Raw genomic sequence first — 25,237 nt, forward strand, 5'->3', positions numbered from 1 at the left:
ACAGCTACAAATTTTGAATAGTCAAAAATTGTTCATAAATTGCTCTAGCAAGCAGGAAATAAAGATTTTTGACCTTGTTGTTACGTTGGCATCAGGGTTTGCCACCTTACTTTTTAAAAGTTCTTTGGCTTCTGAGCAATAGGCGTCCTCACCATATCCCGTATGTTGCACCAGATTGGTTTCGAGCAATTTCTGTAATATATCGGGATGTGTACCCTCGGCATAGTCATTCTTAAAACTGTACATATGGGGAGTGTTTTAAAGGTAATCCTGTCTTATCGGGCTGAACACGTCCACGACTTCGCCTGCTTCCAAAATCTCAATGGAATGGTCCACATCGGCAGGAATGGAATAGGTGTCGCCCTCTGATAATAGATACTCGTTCCCGTCAAACTTCAATTTGTACTTTCCCGAAACTACATAACCGCTCTGCTCGGTCGGGTGCTTGTGGAACGGTACATTATCAGTTGCTTTGTAAAGCATCTTTGATACCATTGTATCTTTACCGATTGACAGCACGACGAAATCAACGCCTAAAAACTGTCTCGGTACGCCGTTTTCTTTTTTTACCACATTTTTCATATTCCTTGTTTTATTGTTTTATAATTCCATTTCAAAAAGTACAACCTCTACATTTCGATATTGAATGGGTATTCCTGCTTCATTAGGGGTGGTATAATATTCAGCTACTTCAAAACCATAAGACTTGTAATAGTCTGTGAGTTTTGTGTTTTCAGCCCAAGTGTCCATTCGGATAAACTTTAAGCCTTTTTGCAGGGCGTGTTCCTTTGCCCAATTCAGGACTTTCATAAATTGTTTCTGTCCTTTGTAAACGGGATTGACTACAACCCTATGGAGGTAAAGAGCATCGTTTTTGTCTTTCTCACGCCATATCACGGGGTCTGTATATTGCACACTAAAGATGCACAGCACATCATTGCCCGTGGCGATTTTGTAATGGCGACCGCTTTATATATCTTTTTCTATTACGGTTCTGTCCATTTCCTCGCCCCATACCTTATATCCGTCCTGCCCTTGCTGTCCGTTGGCTTTATTGAACAGGTCGATGACCATTTCCCAATCCTGTGCATTGGTATTGATAATTTTGAAATCGGTAATTCGGTCTGTTTTCATTGTTCAAAATTCTATCCGTTATATTATTAACTCACTACGTTTATGGGGGTTTCGTTAATGAACTGTTTCACATTTTCGGCAACCATCATCGTATTGTTGGCTATGGATTGCTGACTTGTAAATGCGATGTGTGGCGAAAGAATTAGATTGTGTCCTACATAGTTGAGAAGTTGAGCATTCTTAAAACTTTCGGCTTCTATCACATCTAACCCTGCACCTGCAATTTCCTTTTGCTCCAATGCTTCCAATAACGCTGTTTCATTTACCAAACCGCCACGTCCGCAGTTAATGAGATAAGCATCCGGTTTCATCATTTCCAATTCGGGATAAGAAATAATGTGCTTGGTTTGTTCATTTAACGGGGCTTGTACTACAATGAAATCACTTTGTTTTATGACATCATCAAATGGGGTGTAACCTTGCCGTATGTCTGTGCTGTGCTTGTGTTCGGCAATCAATACGTCTATGCCTAATGCTTTGCAGACTTCCGCCAAATGTTTTCCTCATGTTCCGTAACCGATAATTCCCACTACAGAACCTCTGATTTCTTTTGCAGGTTTATAGGCCATTTCGTAGGGCGTTCCTTTCCAATTTCCGCTTTGTACAAAATCGTGATAGGACGGCAGGGAACGGTTGAGCGAAAACATAAAGGATATGATATGTTCTACTACCGAGTTGGTACACCAATCTTTGACATTGCAAACCGTTATCCCAAATTCTCTGCAAGCTGTTATGTCTATTCTTTCATATCCTGTACTATTTACAGAAATCATTTTAAGCTTGGGTAACTGTCGTATGGTTTCTCTGTCAAAAACAACTCCGTGTGTCAATACAATATCGGCATCTTGCAACCGTGATAGCATTTTATCTTTTGGTGTGCTGTCGTATTCTTCCCATTCAACACCTAATTCGTTTACGGGAAATTCTGACAGGAAATATTTCTTATCTAAAAGGACTACTTTCATATTTAGTTTTACTTTGTTAAATCAAGTTCCATTTGAATATTGGCACGTTTGTAAGGCGAGATACGTCCCGTGATTTTTTGAAACCCCAATTTCTGATATAGGTTTATTGCAGGTTTCAAAGAGGTGTTGCTTTCTAAAAACAGTTTTGTCGCTCCCAATTCTTTGGCTGTGCTGATAATTTTTTCGGCTAATAAATAGCCCATATTCTTACCCTGTGCTTTTGGAGAAACTGCCATTTTAGCTAATTCAAAATCATAATCGGGGTCGTCCATTTTCATCAAGGCACAAACCCCCAAAGGCTCGCCTTTGTATAGTGCGACATATATTTTTCCGCCTTTGTCTAAAATATATGTCTTGGGGTCAGCTAATGAAATACGGTCGCTATCTTCTATCTCAAAATAGGTAGTAAGCCATTCTTCGTTTAATGCTTTGAATGCAGAATGGTATTGCGGTTCATATTCTACAATCTGAACATTTTTACTTTCACGCAATTTCTTTTGTTCTACTACTCGTTTGTAGATTGATTTTTGTTCCAATAAAAACTCCCATTCTGCCAATGCTTCCCAAAGGTTGTGTGTGGCTTCTGCAATAATTCCGTCTATGGCAATATCAATATCGGCACATTGTACGTTTATCATTTTATCGGCAACTACTGCACCTTGCTCTGTCAATCCTACAACATTTCTGCGTTTGTCGTTTGATTTAAGGTTATCTTTTACCAATCCTGCATTTGCCATTTCTTTTACAATCTTGGTAACGGACGGTTGAGAATGTCCGATTTGTTCGGCTATTTCTGTAATGGTTTTTGCTCCCTCGTCATACAACACAAAAAATACAGGAAACCATTTTGGCGAAAAATCCACATCGTACAGTTCGTAAATTCTTGCTGCATCATCGGTTACTTTTGCAGTTAGCAAACGCAACCTGCTACCTAATGCCATTTTACCTGTTTTGTTGAAGATGTCCATTGTAATACGTTTATTTAGTTTTCCAATTTTATTTTTAATGGGGCATATTCATTTGATTTATCTACTTCTAAAACGTAAGTAAATGAACCTGCTCCCAATTCTTTTTCCCCTACATAATCAATCGGGGTTAATTCGTATTCTTTACCCTCAATCGTTACTTTGACATAAGCATATCTATACGCTTTTTCAAATGAGTGGTAACAAGAGTATGTGCCTTTTTCCAACTTACCGAAATTGATTTTTTGTTCGGAAGGCGTAACAGTAACATTTTCCAAAGTGTATTGACTGTTATTTTTTATTCTGATATTGGTTTTACCCGAAATTTCTTTACAATCTGCCTTAACAGTATTTGTTTGGGCTGATTTGTTGATGCCGCACGAAACTAAAAGAACTGCGGACATTGCTAACAGAAATGCTGATTTAATCTTAAACATAGCTTTGAATATCTTTAAATTGATTTTTAATTTTTTACGGTTTAATAACTCTCATTTTCGTTCGGGAAATTCTGTGACTTTACATCACTGATATAATGCTGTGTTGCTTCGGTCATTATGGTTTGCAGGTCTGCATAACATCTTAAAAATTTAGGCGAAAAATCTTTGTTCATTCCCATTACGTCCTGTATAACCAATACTTGTCCGTCTGTTCCGACACCTGCACCGATACCGATTGTAGGGATTGCTATTTTTTCGGAAATCTCGGTTGCAAGTTTTGCAGGGATTTTTTCAAGCAATATGCCGAATGCTCCCAATTCTTCCATTAAAAGGCAATCTTCAATGAGTTTCTTTGCTTCGGCTTCTTCTTTACCACGAATGGCATACGTTCCGTATTTGTTTATGGATTGTGGCATTAAGCCCAAATGTGCCATAACGGGAATACCTGCATCAATTATTTTTTTGACATCTTCTTTTATTTCTGCTCCACCCTCTACTTTGATTGCATCAACTCCTGTTTCCTGCATCATACGGATTGAGGCTTCGAGGGATTTTATAGGATTGCCGGATACCGTACCAAATGGCATATCGGCAATAACCAATGCTTTCTTTGTTCCGTTTACTACTGATTTGGAATAGTAAATCATTTGGTCAAGCGTAATGCCTACTGTTGTGGGATTGCCTACCATTGTATTAGACGCACTATCGCCTACAAGTATCACATCAATACCTGCTCCGTCTAAAATCCTTGCCGTAGTGTAATCATAAGCCGTTAATACGCTTATTTTTTCGCTGTTCTGCTTCATCTTTTTTAGCTGAAGCGTGGTCACTTTTTTCTATCTTCTGTATGGATTGACATAATATTTTCTATTTAGGTAATTGTACACTAACTTCCTGTACCGTTTCTGCTGTAAATCCGTAAAGTGGTTTTGTTTCCACTCCAAGCAAATTGAGGTAAATGTATAATTCGCCTCTGTGGTGTATTTCGTGTTCCACCATTGCCCGAAGCCATTTCCAAATAATGATTTCAGAATTGGCAGGTGTTAAACATTTTCGGTTTAAATCTTCATCGGAAAACTGACTAATGATGTCTATTGTTTCTTTGTGTAAACGGTTAAAAAAATCTATAATATTTTCGTAGCCGTCGGCAAGTTCTTTTCCCCAACCTTGATAAGCACTTTTTCTGCCCGAAATGGTTTCGGCATACATATACCTTTCAATGGTGGCTATGTGACGTATTTGGTCGCCTATGGTGTATTTTCCCTGCTTGTAAGCAAAGTCAATATGTTCGGGCAGTATGATTGCTATTATACGATTGGTACGCTCTCTAATTTTTTCGTAGTAATCAATAAATGATTTTACAGATGTGATTTCCATATTATTTTCTTTTTGTCTGCATTAAAGTAACAAGGGAAGTACAAGCTAATTTTCTTTCATTGCCTGTAACTACATAAATATCAGATTTACAGATATTCAATGTTTTACCATTTTTCACTACTTCCCCCGTGGCAAAAACTTTTTCGCCTATTGCTGGGTTTAGATAGTTTATTTTGAGTTCTACGGTAAGGAAGTAAGCATCTGCATCGTGTAATGATGCAGCCGAAAAATAGGCGGCTGTATCTGCCAATGCTGATAGTACACCACCGTAAAAAATTCCGCCTTTTCTTACCAAACTTTCCTGATGTGGCACGGCAATTTGGACGTAGCCCTCTGCAACGCTTTCAGCACTTGCATTGTACATTTTCATTAGTACCTGTTTTGGAATACCTACCCTTATTCTTTGTTCGTGTTCTGGTGTTAGTTTCCTCCTTTCAATTTGTTGCATATCATAAACGGATTAAATAACTATTTACATAATTGGTTATGTAAAATTAAAGAATAAAATTTATCCGGCAAACAGAAATGGAAATAAATCTTTCACAGCTTGGGTTTTACCTGTGAAAAGTTCTCATTTGATAGTAGGAATTTTATACTTGGATTAGTGGATGCCGTTTGTAACAGTGGTATTCCGATAAAACTGTAAGGCTATGAAAACAGCACGCTAAACCAAAACAAAAGGGGCTGTCCTTGTGAGACAATCCCCTTTTAAAATTGCTTAATTAGAAGCGATTCTTTTTAACAACCCTTTATGCCTTTCAACAGGTCATTATCGACGCTGATGTAACCCAGATAATAGATGTTTTGCCCTTCGGTCTTTATGGACGTTTTTATTTTACTTGAACAGCGACCTTTGAAGGTTTTCCTGACAATTAACAAATGTTGTGGTTACGTTCTGTCCTTCAAAGCCCTTAATGCCGAGGTAATGGAAATCAGATCCACCACTTCCTGCAATCCTGCACCAATCAATGCCGGTAAAACACCGAAGGCTGCAATCAGCATCAGCACGGTACAAACGGCAATGCCAATGAAAACGGATTGACGGGCAATCTTCATCGTTTCTTTGGAAATGAGAATAGTATCACTCACTTTTTGCAGATTGTCTCTTAAAATCACCACATCTGCCGAATCGCTGGCGGCACTCGATCCTTTAGCACCCATCGCAATGCCTACATCGGCAACGGTTAACGACGGTGCATCGTTCACGCCATCACCCACCATTACAACCGGGCGAAATTCGTCGGGCATACTTTTCAGGATTTTCAGTTTGTCTTCCGGCAAACAGCCACCGTGCACTTCCGTAATGCCAATTTCTTTGGCAATGTTTTCAGAAATACTTTGCTTGTCGCCGGAAATCATCATAATTTTTTGGATACCCATTTTTATTAATTGGGCAATGGTTTGCCGGGCTTCGGGGCGCACTTCATCGGTAAAGGTGATTTCCCCTGCATATTTGTCATTCACCGAAACAAATAACGAGGTTTTTTCCGTTTTAATTGAAATGGGTTCGGTCGTTACAAAATTCAGTTTACCCACTTTCACCAGTTTGCCGTTTACTTTTCCTTCAATACCATTTCCTTCTATTTCCTTTAAATCTGTTGCCAGAGGAATCGGTTTATCCCCGATATATTTCATCACCGAAACCGCCAAAACGTGGGAAGACTGCTGTTCTACGCTGGCTACAAAATCAATCAGTTCGTCTTGCGAATAAGAATTTTCCGGGATGATGTCGTCCACAGTAAGATCGCCTTTGGTTAAGGTTCCGGTTTTATCGAAGGCGATGGCTTTCATTCTGTCCAGTTTTTCGATGACAGTCCCGGATTTTATCACCACCCCATTTCTGCTGGAACGGCTCATTCCGGCTATCAGGGCAATGGGAGCCGCCAGAATCAGCGGGCAGGGCGAAGCCACCACCAACACTTCGGCAATGCGGTTGGGATCTTTGGTAATCAAATAAGCAATTCCGGCAATTAAAAAAGCAACGATGGTAAAAGGCAAAGCGTACCGATCCGCCATTCGCACAAAATGTGCCGGCTCTTTTTCGGAATTATGCACCAATTGCACGAGTTGCTGGTACTGGCTGTCTTTGGCGAGTTTGGAAACCTGAATGGTAATGGCTCCCGAACCATTCACCGAACCCGACCATAAGCTGTTGCCTTTGGTTTTGTTGACGGGTTTGGATTCGCCCGTGAGCGAAGATTCGTCCAGCAGCACCTCTGCACTCAGTAAAATTCCGTCCACGGGAATAATTTCCTTGGGTTTTACGATGATGATGTCACCGATTTTAATATCCTCCACAGGAACATCATGTAAATCGTTTCCTGTTTTTTTATGAGCAATTCGGGGTGTATTATCAAGCAATGATTTTAAATCTTTCCGGGCTTTTTTCTGGGCATAATCTTCCAACGAATCACCTCCGGTAATCATAATGAGGATAATGAGTGCCGCCCAATAATTACCAACAGCTAAGGTTGCAGCAATGGCAGAAATCGCCAAAATATCCACGCCAAAATTCCCGGAACGAAGCACGTCGATCATTCCTTTCAGAAGAACAATGGACATCAAAATGCCGGTTGCCGTAATTAAGATTTTAGCATAATGCGGTTCTTTCAGGATAAATTCCAGAACAAGTGCCACTAAGGCAATGCTGAGAACGATAATGAATTTATATATATTTTTCATTTTTATAAATTTAAAAGTTTAAAGACAAACCTAATCCCATTGTTTTATTTTGATAAAACGGATATACAAGAGCACTATTTTTGCTATGATCTTTTGAAAATAATTGACTGACTTTTGGGAACAACCAATAGGCAACTTCTGTGGAGAGAATTCCAATACCGGCACCTGCAACCACATCACCCACCCAATGTTTATCATTCAAAATGCGATAAACTCCCGTAAAAACAGCAATTGGATAACCAGACAAACTTAACCAAATATTTTCATCCTGATATTCACGGAACATAAAATGTGCTGTTGTAAAAGCAGTTGTAGTATGTCCCGAAGGAAACGACAAATTATTAGAACCATCTGGTCGTTCTTCTCTCACCAAATGCTTGGTAGGTAATACGACAGCACTTGAAATCAGCAACGATGTGCCTAAAATAATACTTCGGTCTTTCAAATTATGTTTTCCTTTAAGTCCAATAGCATTTAATCCATAAACCAATATTGCAGGTACGTATTGGGTATAATTATCCAGTTTTATTTTATCCGGCTGATGCTCCCCAATTTCATATTGGGTGGAACGGTTCAGCTGTTTCAGGTCATCAGAAGTCAGACTTAGGATTCCATATCCAATAAAAACAGATGGTACTATCAGCTTTTTATATTTGAATTGATATACCGATACAGAATCTGATGCCGGCTTTTGGGCAATGTTCTGCAACCCACTTTGAGCCACACTCCATTGGGATAAGCACAACAGGATTAATACAATAACCCTCTTCATCGGTTAATAGCTTTACGATTGATTACCTTTTTTGTGGCAATGACCCAATCCCGGAGTTGCTGCTTCTGCTCATCCGACAATTTTGCATTGTTATGGATAAGGGTATAACTTTTCAATGGCATTTCTCCTGCATTTACGGTTTCCTCAATCTCAGCCAGCTTACGTAATTTCTGATCTGTAGCATATGCATTAAATTCATCAAAATTCAGATGTTTTTTTCCATCCGCGATATGTTCTGCCAGCCACCATTTGATGGGTTGCAACTTGTTGTAAGATGGATAAACCGTGTTATTGGAATGGCAGTCGTAACAACTGGTTTTCAGGATTTGCTGCACATTTGAGGGAATGCTGTAATGGTTTTCTATGGCACTTTCAGGCACTATTGCAGAAGTATTGGGCGTTACCCCAAAGAACTGGATGCCAATCAGCAAAATCAGTAATAGGGGAATGATTGTTTTTATAATTTCCATTTTTTTAAATATTTATATGAGATTTTATCTGACTATTAATCTTCATCTTCACTGGTATTTTTCAACTTCATCAATATGGTATAGGCGTTTTTGACCACGATTTTCTTACCTTGAAAATCAGCAAAGTTGAGGATTTCAACAAAGCCATTTTCGGAAATTCCCAATGTGACCGGGACCATCTTCCAGGTCTGTTTCCCGGTTTCTGTAAAGACATAACTTTTCCCTTCAAAATCCACCACGCTTTCTTCCGGAATAGCATTGGCAAAAGAATTTTCTGTTTTCACTTCGGCATTCATATACATTCCGGGAATGAGTGCAGGATCGTATTTTTCAAAATGACAATTAACCTCAGCCATGCCGCTTCCGTCCACGTCTTTACTCGTCAGCAAAATTTCACCGGCATATTTTTTTGAAGGATCTACATTGGTATAAGCCACAATCTGTTGCCCGGTTTTCAGCATTTCCAAATCCTTTTCATACACTTTTAAATTGAGGTGAATATCAGAAGGATTGATGAGTTTAAACAGCACATCCGAAGACGTTACATATTTGCCTACATTCACATTCACCTTGCTCACAAAACCGTTGATGGTACTATAGACAGGTACGCTCTGCTGAATATTTCCGGCAGATATCTTAGCCGGATTTATGTTGACCAACTTCAGTTGCTGGGCAATGGAATTCATCAGAATTTTCTGATCGCTCATAATGGATTGTGCCTGCTGCATCACTTTATCACTACTTGCCTGGCTTTGGTTGAGCTTAGTTTGTCGGTTATAATCCAGTTGGGCAAAGTGGTATTTGGATTTTGCCATCAGATAATCCTGCTGCAACTGTACAAACTGCGGATTTTCAATAACGGCAATTACCTGACCTTTAACTACTTTCATCCCTGGCAAAAGGCGGGTGCTTTTCAGATAGCCGCCCAGCGGTGTACTTACGGAAACCAGATTTTGCGGTGGTACATCAATTTTACCGTTGAGTTTCAATACGGTGGAAATATGCTGCATCGACAGTTCCGCGGTTTCAATGGGGGTATTGTGTAACTGTGCATCGGTGAAAATAACCGTGTTTTCGTCTTTCGGATTTGCAGTTTTGGTGGCGGTGGTTTCTTGTTTTTGTTGACATTGAACTGCGGAAAGCAGTACTATCAAGACCAAAAAATAAGAACCGTATAATTTTAATATTTTCATTTTCTTGTCTAATTATATATTGATTTGAAAAATTCTGTTTACTGTTTAAAATATCCTGTTCATCAACTACTGAATCGTGATATAATTCAGTTCAACCACGCTTTCGTTTAGTTTCAATAGGGCATCTGCATAATTGCTTTTGAGCAAAACTGCCTGATTGACGAGCATTACAAATTCCAGATAATTGATTTCTCCGTTAATGAATTGTTGCTGTGCTGTTTTGGTAATGATGTCTGCATTTTTCAGTTCATCAGTTTCGTAACGGTTGATGATTTCGAGATTCGTTTGATACATTTGCTTGAGCTGTTTCTGTTTTTTCTCTAATGCAAATTCCGTATTATGCCAATCGTTTTCCGCAATGCTTTCCGCCACTTTAGAAGCGTGAATTCTTGCCTTTTGTCCGCCTGAAAATATTGGAATGCCAACACCTACCATCACCGAATGAAACTGTGGTGTAGCAGAATACAGTTTATCATCAGGTCCCATACCTTTGAACGAATTGAGATTATAACCGATTTGCAAACCCGGAAGAAGTCTGGATTTTTCCACTTCGGTTTGTTTGCCGGCAACCGTTTTTTGCTGTTCCAATACATGTAACAAGGGATGCGAAGCATTTTCCTGAAGCAAAAGAACCGGTCTGGAATTTTCCAAAGGAAGATATTCCGTTTCGGAATTGAGCAACCAACTGAACTGCAACTGCAAGGTTTTTATTTCCTGCTGCACTTGTTTCAACTGAATCTCAATCGCCGATTTTTGGTTGGAAGCCGTTGTTTTTTCCAGAATATTGCTTTCTCCAGCTTTTAAACGCAAACTGGCTTTGTCTAAAAATTGGGTGTACAGTTGCAACGTTTCATTCAGCAATTTTTCCTTATCTTTCCAATACACTATCTGGAAATAACTTTGGCTGACGGCTTTTTTCAGTTCAAATTCTTTAAGCGAAACATTCAACTGGCTTTTTTTCCATTCTTCGGAATGCAAATTTTTCTGTTTCTGATACACAGTTGGAAAAGCGATGCTCTGTGAAATCCCGAATTTCATATCGTTGTATGCACTATTTATTTGTCCGTAATCTGCTGTAACTGCGGTTTGCGGAATATCGGCATTAGAAGTTTTAATCAATGCTTTGGCATAATCCGAACGCAGTTTTTCATTTTTCAGGTTGCGATTGTTTTGCAACGCTGTTTGCACGGCTTCATCTAAAGAAATTATGGTTTGTGCCTTCATTTTTATTCCTGAAAACAGCATAAAAATCAACAGAACAGAGGCGACATGTTTGGATTTTGGTTTTTTCATTTTAAATCCATTTTCGATATTGACATATAAAAGCGGTAGGACAAAAAGGGTGAGCAAAGTGGCCAATATCAGTCCGCCAATTACCACGGTCGCCAAAGGTCGCTGCACTTCTGCTCCAGCACCTGTGCTTATTGCCATCGGGATAAAGCCGAGGGAGGCAACGGCTGCGGTCATCAATACCGGACGCAATCGGCTTTCGCCGCCATCAATCACAATTCTGACGATATTTCTAATGCCGTTTTTATGCAGTCGGTTAAATTCTGAAATCAATACAATACCGTTCAAAACCGCTACGCCAAAAAGAGCGATAAAACCAACGGCAGCACTGATGCTGAAAGGCATTCCGCGTAAATTCAACATAAATACACCTCCGATGACCGACAACGGAATGGCGGTGTAAATCAGAAGACTTTCTTTAATCGACTTGAACGCCATAAACAACAGGACAAATATCAATGCCAATGCCAGCGGAACGGCAATCATCAACCGTTGTTTGGCGTTGTTCAGATTTTCAAAAGAACCGCCATACGTAATAGAATAGCCGGCCGGAAGTTTAATCTGTTTGTCCACTTTACCCTGCAATTCTTCCACAATGCTTTGCACATCACGGTCTTTGATGTTGAAGCCGACGACAATACGGCGTTGTGCATTTTCACGTTGAATTTGATTGGGACCTTCCACCACATCTACGGTTGCCAGCTGATTGAGCGGGATCTGATTGCCTGCAGGTGTTGGAACCAATAGATTTTGAATATCATTGATGTTTTTTCGGTCACTGGCATTCAGGCGTACTACCATATCAAAGCGTTTTTCGCCTTCAAAAACCAAACCTGTACTCTGTCCGGCAAATGCGGTATTAATCACCCGATTGACATCTGCAACAGAAAGATGATACTGAGCAATCACGGGACGATTGTATTTTACCACCACCTGCGGAAGCCCGGAAACCGGTTCTATATAAAGGTTTTGTGTACCTTTTACCGTTTCAATGATTTTACCGAGTTGGTTGGCATTTTGCACCAAAGAATCCAGATTATCGCCAAAGATTTTGATGACCACATCCTGTCTTGCACCAGTCATCAGTTCATTAAAACGCATCGCTACCGGATACTGAAAACCAACTGTAATACCGGGCACATCTTCCAGTGCTTTGCTCATTTTTTCTGATAATTCGGAAAACGTTTTGGCGGAAGTCCATTCTTTTTTGTCTTTCAGAATGACCATCATATCCGAAGCATCCATTGGCATCGGATCGGTAGGCACTTCTCCACTTCCTATCTTGGTGACCACTTTTTCCACTTCGGGGAAACGGGTTTTTAAGATATGGGCTGCTTTTTGCGTACTTTCAATCGTGGTGGTAAGGTTGCTGCCCGGTAAAACGCGGGTATCCACCGCAAAATCACCTTCTTCCAAAGACGGAATAAATTCGCCGCCCATTCTGCTTAGCAGAATTATTGCCGTGATGAACAATATCCCGATTATGGTAAAAATGGTTTTCGGAATGCGTAAAACTTTCAGCAAGGTTTTCAAATAAAGCGCTTCTACTTTCTTCATTACCCTGTCCGACCACGAAGGTTTTAAACTTCTTTTCTTCAACAAAACCGAACTCATCATCGGAATGTAGGTTAGGGAAAGCAGAAATGCACCTAATAATGCAAACGCCACCGTTTCTGCCATCGGGCGGAACATTTTCCCTTCAATCCCCTGCAATGTTAGGATCGGAATGTACACAATGAAGATGATAATTTGTCCGAAAACTGCACTGTTCATCATTCTTCCGGCAGATTCTGTAACTACACTATCCATATCATTGGACGGAATTTTCAGCAGGCTCTTGAACTTAGGATTGAGGGATAACTGATGCAGGACGGCTTCTACAATAATGACCGCTCCGTCGATGATTAATCCAAAATCCAGTGCACCCAAACTCATCAGATTGCCGCTCACCCCGAAAAGGTTCATCATACAAATGGCAAAAAGCATTGCTAGTGGAATCACCGAAGCCACGAGTAAGCCGGCTCTGAAATTTCCGAGAAATAAAACGAGGACAAATACCACGATTAAAGCACCTTCCATAAGGTTTCTCTCTACCGTGCTGATGGCATTATTCACCATTTTGGTACGGTCAAGAAAGGGTTCTATCACCACGCCTTCGGGCAGGGTTTTCTGGATTTGAGCCACTTTGGCTTTTACATCTCTGATGACCTGACTACTGTTGGCACCTTTCAGCATCATCACCACCGCACCCGAAACTTCGCCCTGATCGTTGTAAGTCATCGCTCCGTAACGGGTGGCAAAACCAATTTTGACATCAGCTACATCTTGGATAAACAGCGGTACATCGTTGTTTTTATTGGTAATGGAAATGTTTTGAATATCCTCAATATTGCCCACCAAACCTTCGCTCCGAATGTAGAGAACGGTTGGCCCTTTTTCGATATAAGCACCGCCGGTGTTCTGGTTATTGGCATTCAGTGCATCAAAAACATCATTGATGGTAATGCCGTAAGCATTAAGTCGGTCGGGATTCACGGCAATCTCGTATTGCTTCAATTTACCGCCAAAACTGCTGACTTCCGCTACGCCTTTGACCTGAAGTAGCTGTCGACGCACAATCCAATCCTGAATGGTACGGAGTTCCGTAACGTCGTATTTTTGTTCAAAACCTTCTTTAGGACGAACGACATATTGATAGATTTCGCCCAAACCGGTAGAAATCGGCCCTAATTGCGGTGTTCCGATACCTTGCGGAATTTCATTCTGAACCTGTTGCAGCCGCTCTGCCACTTGTTGTCTTGCCCAATACACATCAATACCATCATCAAAAACAATGGTAACCAAGGACAATCCGAAACGGGAGAAACTGCGGATTTCTTTGAGTCCGGAAATATTGGAGTTCGCCTGTTCAATTGGGAAAGTAACCAGACGTTCGATATCGGTTGCCCCAAAAGACGGAGCGATTGTAATAACCTGCACCTGATTATTGGTAATGTCCGGCACAGCATCAATCGGTAATTTGCTTACCTGATAAGAGCCAATGCCGATTAAACCAAGAACCAATAATGCTATAATGAGTTTGTTCTTTACAGAAAACTCAATGATTTTTGTAAGCATAATTTATTCTGTTAATCGTAAATGATAAATAAAGAGATTTGACGTTTCCAATACATGATCAATCCTACAGGCGGACACAAAATACACCGACTGCCCGAATGAAAGTATTATCAAACAGCAAATGCACGATGAAAGGATTCATCGTGGAAATCAAAAAAGATTAACAGAATTTCGGAGGTTGCCAGATGGCAGAACGGTAATTGTTATCAGAAAATGTATCGTCCAAAGGCAAGGTTTTGGGTTCTTTGCCTACAAGTTTTTTGGTTTCTATATCAAAACTAAAAGGGGGGACAAGTACAAAACTGATATTCAAAACATCGATATGTACGATAAACGGTAATTGTTTGTCTTGTTCATAATCGTCATCGTGTGGATGGTTTTCCAGATGGCTCCCGGCGTAATGAACTTCCAAAAATTGCAAAACAGTAACCTCCGGATTTTTTTCTTTGTGATCGAAATAATGCTCTATAAGTATAGGAAACTTCAATAACTGACCTAATTCAGTTGTCGAAATTAAATACACAGACAATAATAATATTGAAAACATTTTTTTCACTTAACAAAGTTAATAAAAAAGTCTGCTCTCTTTTATAAGACGCTGTAATTTAAAATATTTCAAAATAAATGATTTAAAAATTCAATATTATCCCTCCTGTATCAAATGCTGTAAATTCGGGTCGTTCTTTATACGCTCCATTTCACTTTCCACGATATGAACAATGTCTAATTTTATCTGACGATAATTGTTCTCAATATCCCGTTTCATATTATCTTCTCCGCTTTCATCGACAAAGGATAAAATTTCCGGTATCTTCTGGTACGCTTTTGTTTCGGCAGCAACTTTCTCGTTATCTACTACAATTTCTGCGTGAAATATCTTTTGTTCTATACGTTCGTCAAAGTTATCGGACACTGAACCGACAAACATACCTTGTGTAAGTGTACTGATTTTTGAAGCTGGAATAAGACTGTCTAATTGGGTAGAAATTGAAGTTGATTTGTCATTTCGGTTAATCGTCATACTTTGGCGTTTCTGTAATACTTTCCCAAAGCGTTCTGACAGGCTCTTTGCCGTTTCGCCCACGACCTGACCGCTAAAAATATTACCGACCGTGTTCTGAATTACCTTAGCTTCCTTATCTCCATAGTCACGAATTAATTGGGAAAAATCCTGAAAGCCTAAGCAAACCGCTACCTTATTACTTCTCGCCGTTGCAATAAGATTGTCCAAGCCTCTAAAATAAATTGTCGGTAACTCGTCTATAATGACAGAACTCTTTAATTGTCCTTTTTTATTAATGAGTTTGACAATTCGGGAATTGTACAAACCCAAAGCCGCCGAATAAATATTTTGCCTGTCGGGGTTGTTTCCTACACAAAGGATTTTAGGCTCACGTGGGTTATTTATGTCTAATGAAAAATCATCGCCTGTCATTACCCAATACAACTGTGGGCTAATCATTCTTGACAAAGGTATTTTAGCTGATGCAATCTGTCCCTGTAATTGGTCTTGTGCGCCTCCCTGCCAAGCATCCATAAAGGGAGATAAATAGTTCTCTAAATCAGGATAAGAAGTTAAAATCGTAAATACGTCTGCGTACTTTTTATTCAGTAACTCAATGCCGTGTGGAAAGGTACAATACTTTCCGTTATCATAGATTTTTAAATACCAAATAATAGCTGCTAATAGAATAATCGGGCTTTCCACGAAGAAATCTCCTTGCTTCTGTATCCACGACCTGTTGAGGTTTAACATTATGGTTTATGCTGCTTCATAGGCGTCGCTGATGTAGGTCATAAAGTCGGGATTGAGTGGGTTGCAACGGTGGCTCTTGCGAGGGTCGTCAAAATTTATCACATAAAATTTTGGCTGTACTTTGTATTTATCCCCGTTCTTTAATAAGTGATTGTAGGCAATCGTGGAAGCGGCATACTCTACAGGAGCAAGATCACCGAGACTATCATGGGGTCGGTAATTATTGTAATCGTCCATCCATTTCCATGTCACTTCCCTGACTTCGTCTATCGTGTCGAAAAGGTAGCTGTCCAGCACATGATCGCGGTAAGTACCGTTCAATCTTTCCACCAGTCCGTTCTGCATAGGCCTTCCTGGCTGGATGTACAGAAACTCGATACCATTAACCTGGCTCCATTCGGTCAATATCTGTGAAATAAACTCCGGACCGTTATCCATCCAGATTTTCTTGGGTTTTCCCCTACGTTTGATCAGGTGGTTCAGCACCCACACCACCCGTGAGCTGCGCATGGAATAATCCACCTCGATATGCAGCGCCTCCCTGTTGAAATCGTCCATCACATTGAAGGAACGGAATTTGCGCCCATTGCTGAGCGCGTCACTCATAAAATCCATGCTCCAGGTGTCGTTGGCCGAGAGCGGAATGATCCATGGTTGTTTTACTCGCTGGGGCAGACGTCTTTTCATTTTCCTGCGGATATTCAGCCCGATCAGCTTATAAACGCGGTGTACCCGCTTATGGTTCCATAAATGACCTTCCCGGCGCAAGCGGCCGTAGGCTTTCCAGAAACCCTCCCGGGGGAACTGTTCGGCCTTGATGCGCAAGGCTTTCTCCACCTCACTATCATCGCGATCCGATACATAATAATAACAGGTCTTGCTCAATCCCACTGTGCGGCACGCCCTGCTGATGCCTTTGCCCAAATCCACCAATTCCTGAGCAACCTGTCTGCGCTGGCAGGGCTTCAAAGCTTTTTTATCACCTCCTTTGCCGCCTCCAGGTCTAATGCCAGATCAGCATACATACGCTTCAGCTTCCGGTTCTCTTCCTCCAGCTCCTTCATCCGCTTCAGTTCACTGCTCTCCATACCCCCATACCGCTGACGCCATTTATAAAACGTGGCTGAACTCACCCCGTATTCCCGTGTGAGCTCCTGAACACTTTTGCCTGCTTCAAATTCTTTTAAGATCTTACTGATCTGCTCCGGTTTGAATCGTTTCCCTTTCATAATTAACTGTTAAAGTTAGCACTCTTTTTTCTATTCTCTAACAGTCTTGTTTTCGGGGGAGCTTACATTTTTAGTTGCTGCCCCTTTTCGGTTACGGATATATTTACGACACGTTCGTCCGCATGGCTCCGTTTTCTGAAAATCAGTTCCTTTTGCTGCATTCTTTTCAGCAGCGGGGTCAGAGTACCGCTGTCCAGTTTCAGTTTTTCTCCCAATTGGGTAACGGTCTGTTCATTTTCTTCCAACAATACCAACATCACCAAATATTGAGGATAGGTCAAATCCAGCTTTTCCAGATAGGGCCTGTAGTGGTTTACGATTTCTTTGGCCAATGCATAGACCGGAAAACATCCCTGATTTGTTAATTTTAGCTGGTCTGTCATTTCAATTTTTATTTCCGGCACAATATTGTAAAAACTCCTCCCGATGAAATTTCTATTTCATCGGGAGAAAGTACTAAATGGTAAGGGATATTTTTACTTCAAAAAGTCTTTGTCCTTATAAGCCGGATCAGGATATGTATAAAATCCTTCGCCGGTTGCAATCCCCAGTTTACCCTTGTCGATGAAATTTTCTTTCAGGTATTCCACCACTTTTTGCTTAACGGGGTCTTTTGTAGCTTCAGCTGCCATTTTGTTGATGTTGTAAGCAGTAGTAACCCCAACTACATCCAATATCCCAAACGGACCCACCGGTGCTCCGGTAGCCACCATCCAGGTTTTGTCTATGGTTTCCACGTCCGCGATACCATTTACCAACAATCCCAGACCAGCTCCTAATAAAGGTACCAATAGGGAATTGACAATATACCCCGGCTGCTCTTTATGAATAGCCAACGGTACCATCCCAATCTCTTTTGCGAATACGAGAAGGCTTTCAAAAACCTCATCCGAAGTGCCCGGGTGCCTCATCACTTCTCCGGTATTGTGTTTCCAGATTTCATTCGCAAAATGCAGGGCAACAAATTTTTCCGGTCTTCCAGTAAACTCGGCAAATTGGCTTGGCAAGAGTGTAGACGAGTTGGTCGCAAAGACCGTTTTTTCAGGTGCTACCTTGGCTAGTTTCTGGTAGAAGTCAATTTTAATCTGCGGATTTTCCGGTACTGCTTCTATCAACAGGTCGGCATCCTTTACTGCTTCCGCCAAATCCGAGTGGTAAGACAACCGGCTTTTGGTAGCATCTAATTGTTCCTGCGTAGCTCCTAAATCTTTTTTAAAGGCTTCGCTCAGGATTTGGAACTTAGTTTTTGCTTTTTCCAAAACTTCATCATTAATGTCGTACACGGTTACATTGAATCCGTGAAATGCGGTTTGAAAAGCAATCTGATATCCTAATACGCCACTTCCGGCGACTGTTACATTTTTAAAATTCATAATCTTTTTGTTTTTATGATCTGTACGAAGTATGAATGGCTTTAGCCAATACATCAGGTCGTTTCCAGTATTCGGTTACAGGTGCTACTTTTTTGTCCAATCCAAGCAACGTATATACTGCCCACCTTGCCGCGCGAACGGAATACTCTTCGGTAAACACCATATCTTCCGGTATTTCCACGAACTGGCTGATCAGGGCGAGATTGGTAGAACCTTCAGGTACCACGGCAGGGCGATCGGCCTTGGCTCTCGGCTGGAAAAGGGCATCGATATAAGGCATCATACAAGGGATAACGTTGATGACGCTTTCCTTGATGTCGGCTTCGTGCTGCTCAAAATGCAGGTGGTGAATTAATTCAGTGAGCAATTCTTCGCCTGTACAGTCTATCATCGGTTTTTTGACAAAATCGCCGATAGCATCAGGGTATAATCCATAACCCCAAAGTATGGTGGTATCATCACCTTGTGCCTTGAAATGCGGTTGTGCCGCCACAACGATGGACATCCGCCACGAAGAGTCCTTGAAAGTCATCAGGGCTCCGCTTCCTGGTTTATTTCCGGAATATTCCTCAATGAGCTTCAGCATCTTGTTGCCCTTGAAGGTCGGCGTGAAAGAATACCATTTGGTTTCGTCCGGTTTGGTAAAGAAAGGATCGGGATTGCCCAATCTTCCCGGTTTCTTATCTGCTATTTTGCGCCATAGGGCAAAACTTGGCGGATTGCCGGGTAAATATCTGGCAGGCGTTTTATAATCGCCATTGTTGGAATTATCGGTGATACATCCATTCGTAAAGAAGACCAAATCATCTTCGTTTACGGCAATTATTTCCGTATTTCCTTCAGCATTGACACATTCTACTTCAGAAACGGTGATGTTATCGTTGTCCTTAAAATGAAGGTCTGTAACCGTTTTACGAAGTGAAAAGTCCACATTGTATTTGTCCAGGTATTTTTTGATGGGTAAAATGACCGATTCATATTGGTTATAGGGCGTTCTAGTCACGCCTTCCAATGTATTTATACGGGAAAATTCCAACAGCATCCTTTTCATATAGCGTTGAAATTCGAAGATGCTGCTCCATTCCTGCCAGGCGAAGGTGGTCTGCCACATATACCAGAAATTGGTGGTGAAGAAATGGTCATCGAACCAATCGCGGATCGTTACATTATCCAGTTCATCTTCATCGGTAAAAAACAGCTTTACCATTTTCATACGATCCTTGGTATCGAACTGCATATCGGTAACGGGCAATCTATTACCGTCCTTATCAATCAGACGGGCTTGGGCATTCGTAGGATTGGCGTGGTCGAAAGCCAATATTTCATCCTTAACAGAAATATTAGGAACTTCCAGAGAGGGAATGCGGCTGGAAAGATCCCAGAAATTCTCGTAAGTTTCTTCGTTTAGCATCCTTCCGCCACGGCAGATGAAGCCTTTTTCCTTGCTGCCTGCCCCGTCGTTGCTTCCGCCCAAAATGGGCAAGGCTTCTATAATGTGGATGTTTTCTCCTTTGAATCCACCGTCTTCCAATAGATAAACGGCTCCTGCCAGGCTGGCCAATCCGCCTCCGACGAAATAGGCGTGTTTTTCTGAATTGTTTGTGCTCATATTTTTAATAAATTTTAGATCAACAACAAGTATTTCCTAGTTGTATTTTATAATTATATAAAAATTGAAAACCGGCAGCCGGTTGAAAAATTATTGTACTCGGTTGCCGGAATTGGTTGGTTACAAAAGCTTTGCTTCACGCAATATTTCTTCAGCGTATGTTCCTTCAATTTTTTTAAGCCCATATTTTTCTACAATGGATAAAAGCCAGGGAAGATCCAGTTCTTTGAGGTTCTTTTTATCATTCAGAAAATAAATGGATTCTAATAGAACCCTGATGTCGAAAGAGGAAGCAAAAACTTCAGGAACGCCCCGGTCTACATCTAACAACGTATAAACCGCTTCCATTGCTGTACGTACGGAATATTCTGTCGTAAATACCGTATCTTTTTCAGTCTCAGCAAAATTGCCGATAAACGCGAGGTTGACCGAACCTTCCGGAACGACCAAAGGACGGTCGCCCAATGCACGAGGCATAAAATAAGAAGTAATATAGGGCATACGACAAGGGATGGTATTAGCCGAATTTTGGGCAATAGCTGCGATTTCACTTTCGGGAACACCGATATGATATAATAACTCCTCGCACAATTCGGCTCCGGAACATTCGGTTATTTTTTTCTTGACATAATCACCGGGCTTATCGGAGAACAATCCATACACCCAAACAATCACCTCATTGTCTTTCTGTTTTTTAAAGTGGGGCTGGCGGCTGATGGAAAAACCATATAACCAGCTGGAATCTTTGATGGTTACAGGCCCGCTGGTTACAATACTGCCACTCTTCGGGTCTTTTTTCGTGATTTTTTCAATATAAGGCAATACTTTATCGTCCGTCAACGTAATGGTTCCGGAAATGACCCAGTTGGCTTCTGGAATATTTTCGCAGAATTTCTCTGGTTTTCCGAAACTGGCATCTTGTCGTGCCAGCTTTTTCCAAAGCTTCCAGCTGCCACCGATATCTGACGTTACGGGAGCCGGCGTATTGTTATCGCCATAAGTGGTGCTTTCCGTGATGGAGCCATTCGTTACAAATACCAAATCATTTTCTGTTAATTGGATTTGCTTTTCTTGACCGTCCTGAATCAATTCTATACGCTGTGCTACTTTCTTATGGTCTTTTGTATCAACTATAATATTTTGAACCTGGGTATTGTATTGAAAATCAACCCCCTGTTCTTTAAGATAATTGACAAGCGGTAGAATCAACGACTCGTACTGGTTGTACTTGGTAAAACGAAGCGAAGACATATCGGCAATTTTGCCTACGTGAGGTATGAAACGCAACACATAGCGGCGCATCTCCAATGCACTGGCCCAGGGTTCGAAAGCGAACATCGTTGCCCAGTATAACCAAAAGTTGGAATTGAAGAAATCTTCGGTGAATACCTGGTCTATCCGCAAATCCTGCAATTTTTCTTCGGGAATCAAAACCAGTTTTATTAATTCCTGTATGGCTTTTGGTGTCAAGGTAAGCAGTCCATCGGTAGAGAGACGTTCTCCTTTATCGACGATCACCCTTGTATGAGAGAAGGAAGGGTCTTCTTTGTTCAGCCAGTAAAATTCGTCCAGTACAGATGCTCCTTCGGTATCAAGGGAAGGGATACTGCGGAAAAGATCCCACAAGGTTTCGAAATGGACTTCCATCTCACGGCCGCCGCGAATGATATATCCCTTTTGTTCATCCAGGATACCGTCCATACTGCCGCCTGGAAGTGCCAGTTCTTCTAAAATATGAATCTTACTGCCGTTCATCTGCCCGTCGCGGATCATAAAAGCCGCAGCAGAAAGAGATGCCAATCCTGAACCAATCAGATACGCTGATTTTTGGTCTACATTTGCGGGTTTTTTGGGATTTGCAAATGCTTCATAATTTCCATTGCTGTAATACATAATTTCCTTTTTAAGAATGTTTTTGTTATGCTAATAGAAAACGTTTTGAAATCTATTCTTGCATACTTGCTCTTTAATAAAGTGACGTATATATTCAAATATATTCAAATTCTTTTTCAACCCGAAATTCAGTTATGTCGTTCTGAAATTCGGGTTAGGAGATATTCTGCTGCCTACGATATTCGGTAGGAGAAATGGAAGCATATTTTTTGAAAAACCTACCGAAAGCTGAAACGGAACTGAATTGAAGCAGATCTGCAATCTGGGAAATATTGAATCCAGGATTGCCAAGCATAACATACGCTTCTTTCAGCAGCGCTTCATCGATGATTTGATGAGGTGTTTTGCCGGTGGCTTTCTTTACCACTTCTATCAGGTATTTGTCAGATATGCACAGCTGTTTTGCATAAAAACCGACATCTTTATAAAGCAGGATATTTTCCTTTACCAATTCATCAAACTTCAAAAACAATTCCTTTTTCTTCTTTTTATTCTCTTTCGAATCGCCTCCTTCTAAACTAACTATCTCCGCAATTTCCAGCAAAAGATTAAAGATAATCGTGCGAATTATCTCTTCTGTAAATTTACCTTTTACGGAAGTTTTTATTTGCAGATAGTCCAAAAACGCATACAATGGAACCGCTTGTTGTATGTCGGCTTCCAGAATATTGTACGAGCCGTACCGAAACAGATTCATCTTGTCAATAATGAAGGGGTTGGCAATATTTTTAAGCAGAAAGTCTTTTGAAAAAAATAGCAGCTTCATCCTGAAATCCTTGCTTACTTTTTTAAATTTTATGATAGTAGAAGGTGCGGAAATGAGGAAGCCATTCTGATTGATATTATATGTATTGTTATCTATTTCAAGTTCAATATTACCGGCAAGACAGATACAAAATGCATAAAAATCTATTCGGAATGATTTCTTTGGGAATTTAAGAATTGAATTACCTGAGGAAATATAATAAGGCTCGTTGCAATTAACCCCATAAAATGCAAGGGTTTCCTTTAAATTTTCGTATGATTTCATATATATCCTTTAAATAACTTCATCGGGGATTTTACCTTGTTAAACATCGGAGCTTTCACTATTCCGAAAGAAGATTTAAGCAAAGATTCCAGGTTCATTGCAAGCCCCAAATATATCAAAATATTTTCTCGTTTTTGTTTATAGACGGTATCCCAAGGCTTAATGATATTTAGATATTCCATTTTGAGAGCATCATTCCCGAACAGACACTTCGACTAAGTTTAGGGTCGAACTGCCCTTTTACTTCATCACGATATGCTGAAACTTTGCACTATAAATTATTGCAGTTTCACTTTAATAAATTACAATGGACAAGAAAGCATACAATTACCAACTTACAATAAAGGGGTTGACAGATCTGCAGGGTCAGACGTTTGAAAACGAGCCCTTGATTTTAGAGTTTCAAAATCACGATGATCTGTTTAAAATACTCGAAATAGCTAAAAGCAGCGCCATTTTTGAAAACCCGAATGACAACACCGAATTTTTCATCGGACTGAAATTATTCAGTGAAGTTTTGCTCAGAAACCGGAAAACACCTAATCCTGTATTAAAAGATTTAACGGAAACGGTAGGCGCATTTATGATGAAGCTGAAAAAAGGAAAATAGCATAAGTCTAATAACCATCATTTATTTCTGCTTTAATCCAACAACAGTCATTTTAACTAAGATTACAGTTGTTTCGCCCTTTTAGCATTTCGTAACAAGCTGAAAATTTGTATTTTATAATCTAAAGATATTCAAAATGGAAAAAACATTTATCGATCCGATGTTTGCTGGATTTTACCAGATAGGTTTTGTGACCTCAGACATGGACAGGTCTATCTCATTTTTCGAGAAGACTATGGGCGTTCCTAAATTTTTGAAACTGGAAAAGCCTGAAATAAGAAACCAGACTTTGTATGGTGAACCCTTAGATATAGATGTAAATCTTGCATTTGGTCAAATGGGAAATACAAACATAGAAATCATCGAACCGATTCGCGGACACAGTACCTATGATGAGTTCCTTAAAAAGTATGAATGGATGGGCATTCATCATATGGCGGTAAAAGTGTTCGATTACGATGCTACTATGAAAAGACTCACAGATCAGGGACTAAAAATAGCACAGGCGGGTGAGGTTGGCGACAGTACCAAATTCACCTATTTAGATACTGTAAAAGAGTACGGCCATTACCTGGAGGTACTGTATTTCGACCTTGGGTATGAAAAGATATTTGACCAAATAAAAAGGGGGGATTTCTAATGGATATACTTTCAATATTTAGTACGACGGACGACCCGGCAATAACACTACTGAGAGTTGTCCTTGGGGTTATTATGTTTCCCCACGGTGCCCAAAAAGTTTTGGGCTGGTTTGGTGGTGGTGGTATTAAAGGGACAATCCATCATATGAGGGCTGTAGAGGTCCCGACATTATATCGTGGTTAACCATTATCGGACAATTCTTCGGTAGCCTTGCCCCTTCCTTATGAACAACATTAAGGGAAGCCCAATTGAAGAAACTTCATGAATTACTGGAATAGAAATCTGTCGTATCAATCAGGTTGTAATATTCGATGAAAGTACCTTTTTCAGCCCACCTCCCAAAATTAGCTTTCGTAGTATTTTAGCTGTCAGTTACAACTCAAGTGAGGTCAAACTTAAAAGCTGATTCTCAAGTTCTGAAAAACAGTTTTTCAGAAAAATTGACAAAAGAAACCTCTAAAAGTTTGCCGTTCAAATCACTTAATAAGGGTTGGTGTTCGGATAAAACAGAATGATAATAGTCATATTTTTCCACTATTTATCCGGAGCAAAAAAGGAAAACCTTAAAATCATTAAATGAACTGAATAAATTCAGACGAACAAGAGGAATGACCGTTGAACAGATAGCCTTAGGGCGGTTGTTTAAAAACCACAGTATCTTGTTCCTATTCCAGAAAGAACCTTTCATATTTG

Annotated in this window: 25 protein-coding genes and 2 pseudogenes; 3 read left to right on the forward strand and 24 right to left on the reverse strand. The window is 40.4% G+C overall.

Annotated elements, in window-relative coordinates:
• Positions 1 to 21: 21 nt before the first annotated feature.
• From NLF99_RS04365 to NLF99_RS04480, 24 genes and pseudogenes are all read right to left on the reverse strand, one after another.
• The gene (locus NLF99_RS04365) at positions 22 to 246 is read right to left on the reverse strand and encodes a hypothetical protein (RefSeq protein ID WP_254526871.1); all 225 of its coding nucleotides are present in this window, start codon (positions 244 to 246) and stop codon (positions 22 to 24) included.
• 12 nt (positions 247 to 258) lie between these two features.
• Positions 259 to 582 carry a cupin domain-containing protein gene (locus tag NLF99_RS04370; protein ID WP_254526872.1) on the reverse strand — a complete coding sequence of 108 codons (324 nt, stop codon included), beginning with the start codon at positions 580 to 582 and terminating at the stop codon, positions 259 to 261.
• A gap of 18 nt (positions 583 to 600) precedes the next feature.
• Positions 601 to 915: an N-acetyltransferase gene (locus tag NLF99_RS04375; RefSeq protein ID WP_254526873.1), complete on the reverse strand. Its 315-nt coding sequence runs from the start codon at positions 913 to 915 to the stop codon at positions 601 to 603.
• A 54-nt stretch (positions 916 to 969) separates the two neighbouring features.
• On the reverse strand, positions 970 to 1,134 hold the full coding sequence (locus tag NLF99_RS04380) for a hypothetical protein (RefSeq protein ID WP_254526874.1): 165 nt from the start codon (positions 1,132 to 1,134) through the stop codon (positions 970 to 972).
• A gap of 26 nt (positions 1,135 to 1,160) precedes the next feature.
• A complete protein-coding gene (locus tag NLF99_RS04385; RefSeq protein WP_254526875.1) occupies positions 1,161 to 1,628 on the reverse strand; it encodes a 2-hydroxyacid dehydrogenase in 468 nt (155 codons plus the stop codon).
• Between the two features lie 9 nt (positions 1,629 to 1,637).
• The gene (locus NLF99_RS04390; protein ID WP_254526876.1) at positions 1,638 to 2,099 is read right to left on the reverse strand and encodes a hypothetical protein; all 462 of its coding nucleotides are present in this window, start codon (positions 2,097 to 2,099) and stop codon (positions 1,638 to 1,640) included.
• Positions 2,100 to 2,107: 8 nt separating this feature from the next.
• Positions 2,108 to 3,067, reverse strand: a complete 960-nt coding sequence (locus tag NLF99_RS04395; protein WP_254526877.1) for a bifunctional helix-turn-helix transcriptional regulator/GNAT family N-acetyltransferase — start codon at positions 3,065 to 3,067, stop codon at positions 2,108 to 2,110.
• A gap of 14 nt (positions 3,068 to 3,081) precedes the next feature.
• Positions 3,082 to 3,501, reverse strand: a complete 420-nt coding sequence (locus tag NLF99_RS04400) for a hypothetical protein (protein WP_254526878.1) — start codon at positions 3,499 to 3,501, stop codon at positions 3,082 to 3,084.
• Positions 3,502 to 3,542: 41 nt separating this feature from the next.
• Positions 3,543 to 4,331 (reverse strand): 3-methyl-2-oxobutanoate hydroxymethyltransferase, encoded by a 789-nt coding sequence (gene panB, locus NLF99_RS04405; protein ID WP_302910784.1) that lies wholly within the window; start codon positions 4,329 to 4,331, stop codon positions 3,543 to 3,545.
• A 37-nt stretch (positions 4,332 to 4,368) separates the two neighbouring features.
• Positions 4,369 to 4,878: a DinB family protein gene (locus NLF99_RS04410; RefSeq protein ID WP_254526880.1), complete on the reverse strand. Its 510-nt coding sequence runs from the start codon at positions 4,876 to 4,878 to the stop codon at positions 4,369 to 4,371.
• Between the two features lies 1 nt (position 4,879).
• Positions 4,880 to 5,326 carry a PaaI family thioesterase gene (locus tag NLF99_RS04415; RefSeq protein ID WP_254526881.1) on the reverse strand — a complete coding sequence of 149 codons (447 nt, stop codon included), beginning with the start codon at positions 5,324 to 5,326 and terminating at the stop codon, positions 4,880 to 4,882.
• A 440-nt stretch (positions 5,327 to 5,766) separates the two neighbouring features.
• Positions 5,767 to 7,560, reverse strand: a complete 1,794-nt coding sequence (locus tag NLF99_RS04420) for a heavy metal translocating P-type ATPase (RefSeq protein ID WP_093099843.1) — start codon at positions 7,558 to 7,560, stop codon at positions 5,767 to 5,769.
• Positions 7,561 to 7,570: 10 nt separating this feature from the next.
• Positions 7,571 to 8,332: a phosphatase PAP2 family protein gene (locus NLF99_RS04425; protein ID WP_254526882.1), complete on the reverse strand. Its 762-nt coding sequence runs from the start codon at positions 8,330 to 8,332 to the stop codon at positions 7,571 to 7,573.
• Positions 8,329 to 8,802: a heme-binding domain-containing protein gene (locus tag NLF99_RS04430; protein ID WP_254526883.1), complete on the reverse strand. Its 474-nt coding sequence runs from the start codon at positions 8,800 to 8,802 to the stop codon at positions 8,329 to 8,331. The genes NLF99_RS04425 and NLF99_RS04430 overlap by 4 nt, the downstream gene beginning before the upstream one ends.
• Before the next feature lie 35 nt (positions 8,803 to 8,837).
• A complete protein-coding gene (locus NLF99_RS04435) occupies positions 8,838 to 9,995 on the reverse strand; it encodes an efflux RND transporter periplasmic adaptor subunit (RefSeq protein WP_254526884.1) in 1,158 nt (385 codons plus the stop codon).
• Between the two features lie 66 nt (positions 9,996 to 10,061).
• Positions 10,062 to 14,402 (reverse strand): CusA/CzcA family heavy metal efflux RND transporter, encoded by a 4,341-nt coding sequence (locus tag NLF99_RS04440; protein WP_254526885.1) that lies wholly within the window; start codon positions 14,400 to 14,402, stop codon positions 10,062 to 10,064.
• A gap of 160 nt (positions 14,403 to 14,562) precedes the next feature.
• A complete protein-coding gene (locus NLF99_RS04445; RefSeq protein WP_045754278.1) occupies positions 14,563 to 14,949 on the reverse strand; it encodes a hypothetical protein in 387 nt (128 codons plus the stop codon).
• Between the two features lie 96 nt (positions 14,950 to 15,045).
• Positions 15,046 to 16,326: pseudogene (locus NLF99_RS04450) on the reverse strand (TraM recognition domain-containing protein); the annotation flags it as partial.
• A 3-nt stretch (positions 16,327 to 16,329) separates the two neighbouring features.
• A pseudogene (locus NLF99_RS04455) lies at positions 16,330 to 17,387 on the reverse strand (IS3 family transposase); the annotation flags it as partial.
• A 62-nt stretch (positions 17,388 to 17,449) separates the two neighbouring features.
• Positions 17,450 to 17,770 (reverse strand): MarR family winged helix-turn-helix transcriptional regulator, encoded by a 321-nt coding sequence (locus NLF99_RS04460; protein WP_254526886.1) that lies wholly within the window; start codon positions 17,768 to 17,770, stop codon positions 17,450 to 17,452.
• 93 nt (positions 17,771 to 17,863) lie between these two features.
• Positions 17,864 to 18,760 carry a 3-hydroxyacyl-CoA dehydrogenase gene (locus tag NLF99_RS04465; protein ID WP_089765576.1) on the reverse strand — a complete coding sequence of 299 codons (897 nt, stop codon included), beginning with the start codon at positions 18,758 to 18,760 and terminating at the stop codon, positions 17,864 to 17,866.
• A gap of 13 nt (positions 18,761 to 18,773) precedes the next feature.
• Complete coding sequence (locus tag NLF99_RS04470) at positions 18,774 to 20,369, reverse strand: oleate hydratase (RefSeq protein ID WP_089765578.1); 1,596 nt, start codon at positions 20,367 to 20,369, stop codon at positions 18,774 to 18,776.
• Positions 20,370 to 20,489: 120 nt separating this feature from the next.
• A complete protein-coding gene (locus tag NLF99_RS04475; protein ID WP_254526887.1) occupies positions 20,490 to 22,262 on the reverse strand; it encodes an oleate hydratase in 1,773 nt (590 codons plus the stop codon).
• 154 nt (positions 22,263 to 22,416) lie between these two features.
• Positions 22,417 to 23,028 carry an AraC family transcriptional regulator gene (locus NLF99_RS04480; RefSeq protein ID WP_254526888.1) on the reverse strand — a complete coding sequence of 204 codons (612 nt, stop codon included), beginning with the start codon at positions 23,026 to 23,028 and terminating at the stop codon, positions 22,417 to 22,419.
• Positions 23,029 to 23,599: 571 nt separating this feature from the next.
• Between NLF99_RS04480 and NLF99_RS04485 the strand changes: the two genes are divergently transcribed.
• From NLF99_RS04485 to NLF99_RS19780, 3 genes are all read left to right on the forward strand, one after another.
• The gene (locus NLF99_RS04485) at positions 23,600 to 23,902 is read left to right on the forward strand and encodes a DUF3861 family protein (protein ID WP_089765587.1); all 303 of its coding nucleotides are present in this window, start codon (positions 23,600 to 23,602) and stop codon (positions 23,900 to 23,902) included.
• Positions 23,903 to 24,038: 136 nt separating this feature from the next.
• Positions 24,039 to 24,542 carry a VOC family protein gene (locus NLF99_RS04490; protein WP_254526889.1) on the forward strand — a complete coding sequence of 168 codons (504 nt, stop codon included), beginning with the start codon at positions 24,039 to 24,041 and terminating at the stop codon, positions 24,540 to 24,542.
• A complete protein-coding gene (locus NLF99_RS19780) occupies positions 24,542 to 24,727 on the forward strand; it encodes a DoxX family membrane protein (protein ID WP_368041465.1) in 186 nt (61 codons plus the stop codon). Before NLF99_RS04490 ends, NLF99_RS19780 begins: the two co-directional genes overlap by 1 nt.
• Positions 24,728 to 25,237 lie beyond the last annotated feature (510 nt).

Origin of the sequence: Sphingobacterium sp. LZ11T8, assembly GCF_024261425.1 — a bacterium.
In the GTDB taxonomy this organism is placed as follows: domain Bacteria; phylum Bacteroidota; class Bacteroidia; order Sphingobacteriales; family Sphingobacteriaceae; genus Sphingobacterium.

Excerpts from the sequence above, each read along its gene's own strand:
- NLF99_RS04365 (WP_254526871.1), bottom strand. The coding sequence starts at position 246 with ATGTACAGTTTTAAGAATGACTATGCCGAGGGTACACATCCCGATATA.
- NLF99_RS04370 (WP_254526872.1), bottom strand. The coding sequence starts at position 582 with ATGAAAAATGTGGTAAAAAAAGAAAACGGCGTACCGAGACAGTTTTTA.
- NLF99_RS04380 (WP_254526874.1), bottom strand. The coding sequence starts at position 1,134 with ATGAAAACAGACCGAATTACCGATTTCAAAATTATCAATACCAATGCA.
- NLF99_RS04390 (WP_254526876.1), bottom strand. The coding sequence starts at position 2,099 with ATGAAAGTAGTCCTTTTAGATAAGAAATATTTCCTGTCAGAATTTCCC.
- NLF99_RS04395 (WP_254526877.1), bottom strand. The coding sequence starts at position 3,067 with ATGGACATCTTCAACAAAACAGGTAAAATGGCATTAGGTAGCAGGTTG.
- NLF99_RS04400 (WP_254526878.1), bottom strand. The coding sequence starts at position 3,501 with ATGTTTAAGATTAAATCAGCATTTCTGTTAGCAATGTCCGCAGTTCTT.
- NLF99_RS04410 (WP_254526880.1), bottom strand. The coding sequence starts at position 4,878 with ATGGAAATCACATCTGTAAAATCATTTATTGATTACTACGAAAAAATT.
- NLF99_RS04415 (WP_254526881.1), bottom strand. The coding sequence starts at position 5,326 with ATGCAACAAATTGAAAGGAGGAAACTAACACCAGAACACGAACAAAGA.
- NLF99_RS04420 (WP_093099843.1), bottom strand. The coding sequence starts at position 7,560 with ATGAAAAATATATATAAATTCATTATCGTTCTCAGCATTGCCTTAGTG.
- NLF99_RS04425 (WP_254526882.1), bottom strand. The coding sequence starts at position 8,332 with ATGAAGAGGGTTATTGTATTAATCCTGTTGTGCTTATCCCAATGGAGT.
- NLF99_RS04430 (WP_254526883.1), bottom strand. The coding sequence starts at position 8,802 with ATGGAAATTATAAAAACAATCATTCCCCTATTACTGATTTTGCTGATT.
- NLF99_RS04435 (WP_254526884.1), bottom strand. The coding sequence starts at position 9,995 with ATGAAAATATTAAAATTATACGGTTCTTATTTTTTGGTCTTGATAGTA.
- NLF99_RS04440 (WP_254526885.1), bottom strand. The coding sequence starts at position 14,402 with ATGCTTACAAAAATCATTGAGTTTTCTGTAAAGAACAAACTCATTATA.
- NLF99_RS04445 (WP_045754278.1), bottom strand. The coding sequence starts at position 14,949 with ATGTTTTCAATATTATTATTGTCTGTGTATTTAATTTCGACAACTGAA.
- NLF99_RS04460 (WP_254526886.1), bottom strand. The coding sequence starts at position 17,770 with ATGACAGACCAGCTAAAATTAACAAATCAGGGATGTTTTCCGGTCTAT.
- NLF99_RS04465 (WP_089765576.1), bottom strand. The coding sequence starts at position 18,760 with ATGAATTTTAAAAATGTAACAGTCGCCGGAAGTGGCGTATTAGGATAT.
- NLF99_RS04470 (WP_089765578.1), bottom strand. The coding sequence starts at position 20,369 with ATGAGCACAAACAATTCAGAAAAACACGCCTATTTCGTCGGAGGCGGA.
- NLF99_RS04475 (WP_254526887.1), bottom strand. The coding sequence starts at position 22,262 with ATGTATTACAGCAATGGAAATTATGAAGCATTTGCAAATCCCAAAAAA.
- NLF99_RS04480 (WP_254526888.1), bottom strand. The coding sequence starts at position 23,028 with ATGAAGCTGCTATTTTTTTCAAAAGACTTTCTGCTTAAAAATATTGCC.
- NLF99_RS04485 (WP_089765587.1), top strand. The coding sequence starts at position 23,600 with ATGGACAAGAAAGCATACAATTACCAACTTACAATAAAGGGGTTGACA.
- NLF99_RS04490 (WP_254526889.1), top strand. The coding sequence starts at position 24,039 with ATGGAAAAAACATTTATCGATCCGATGTTTGCTGGATTTTACCAGATA.
- NLF99_RS19780 (WP_368041465.1), top strand. The coding sequence starts at position 24,542 with ATGGATATACTTTCAATATTTAGTACGACGGACGACCCGGCAATAACA.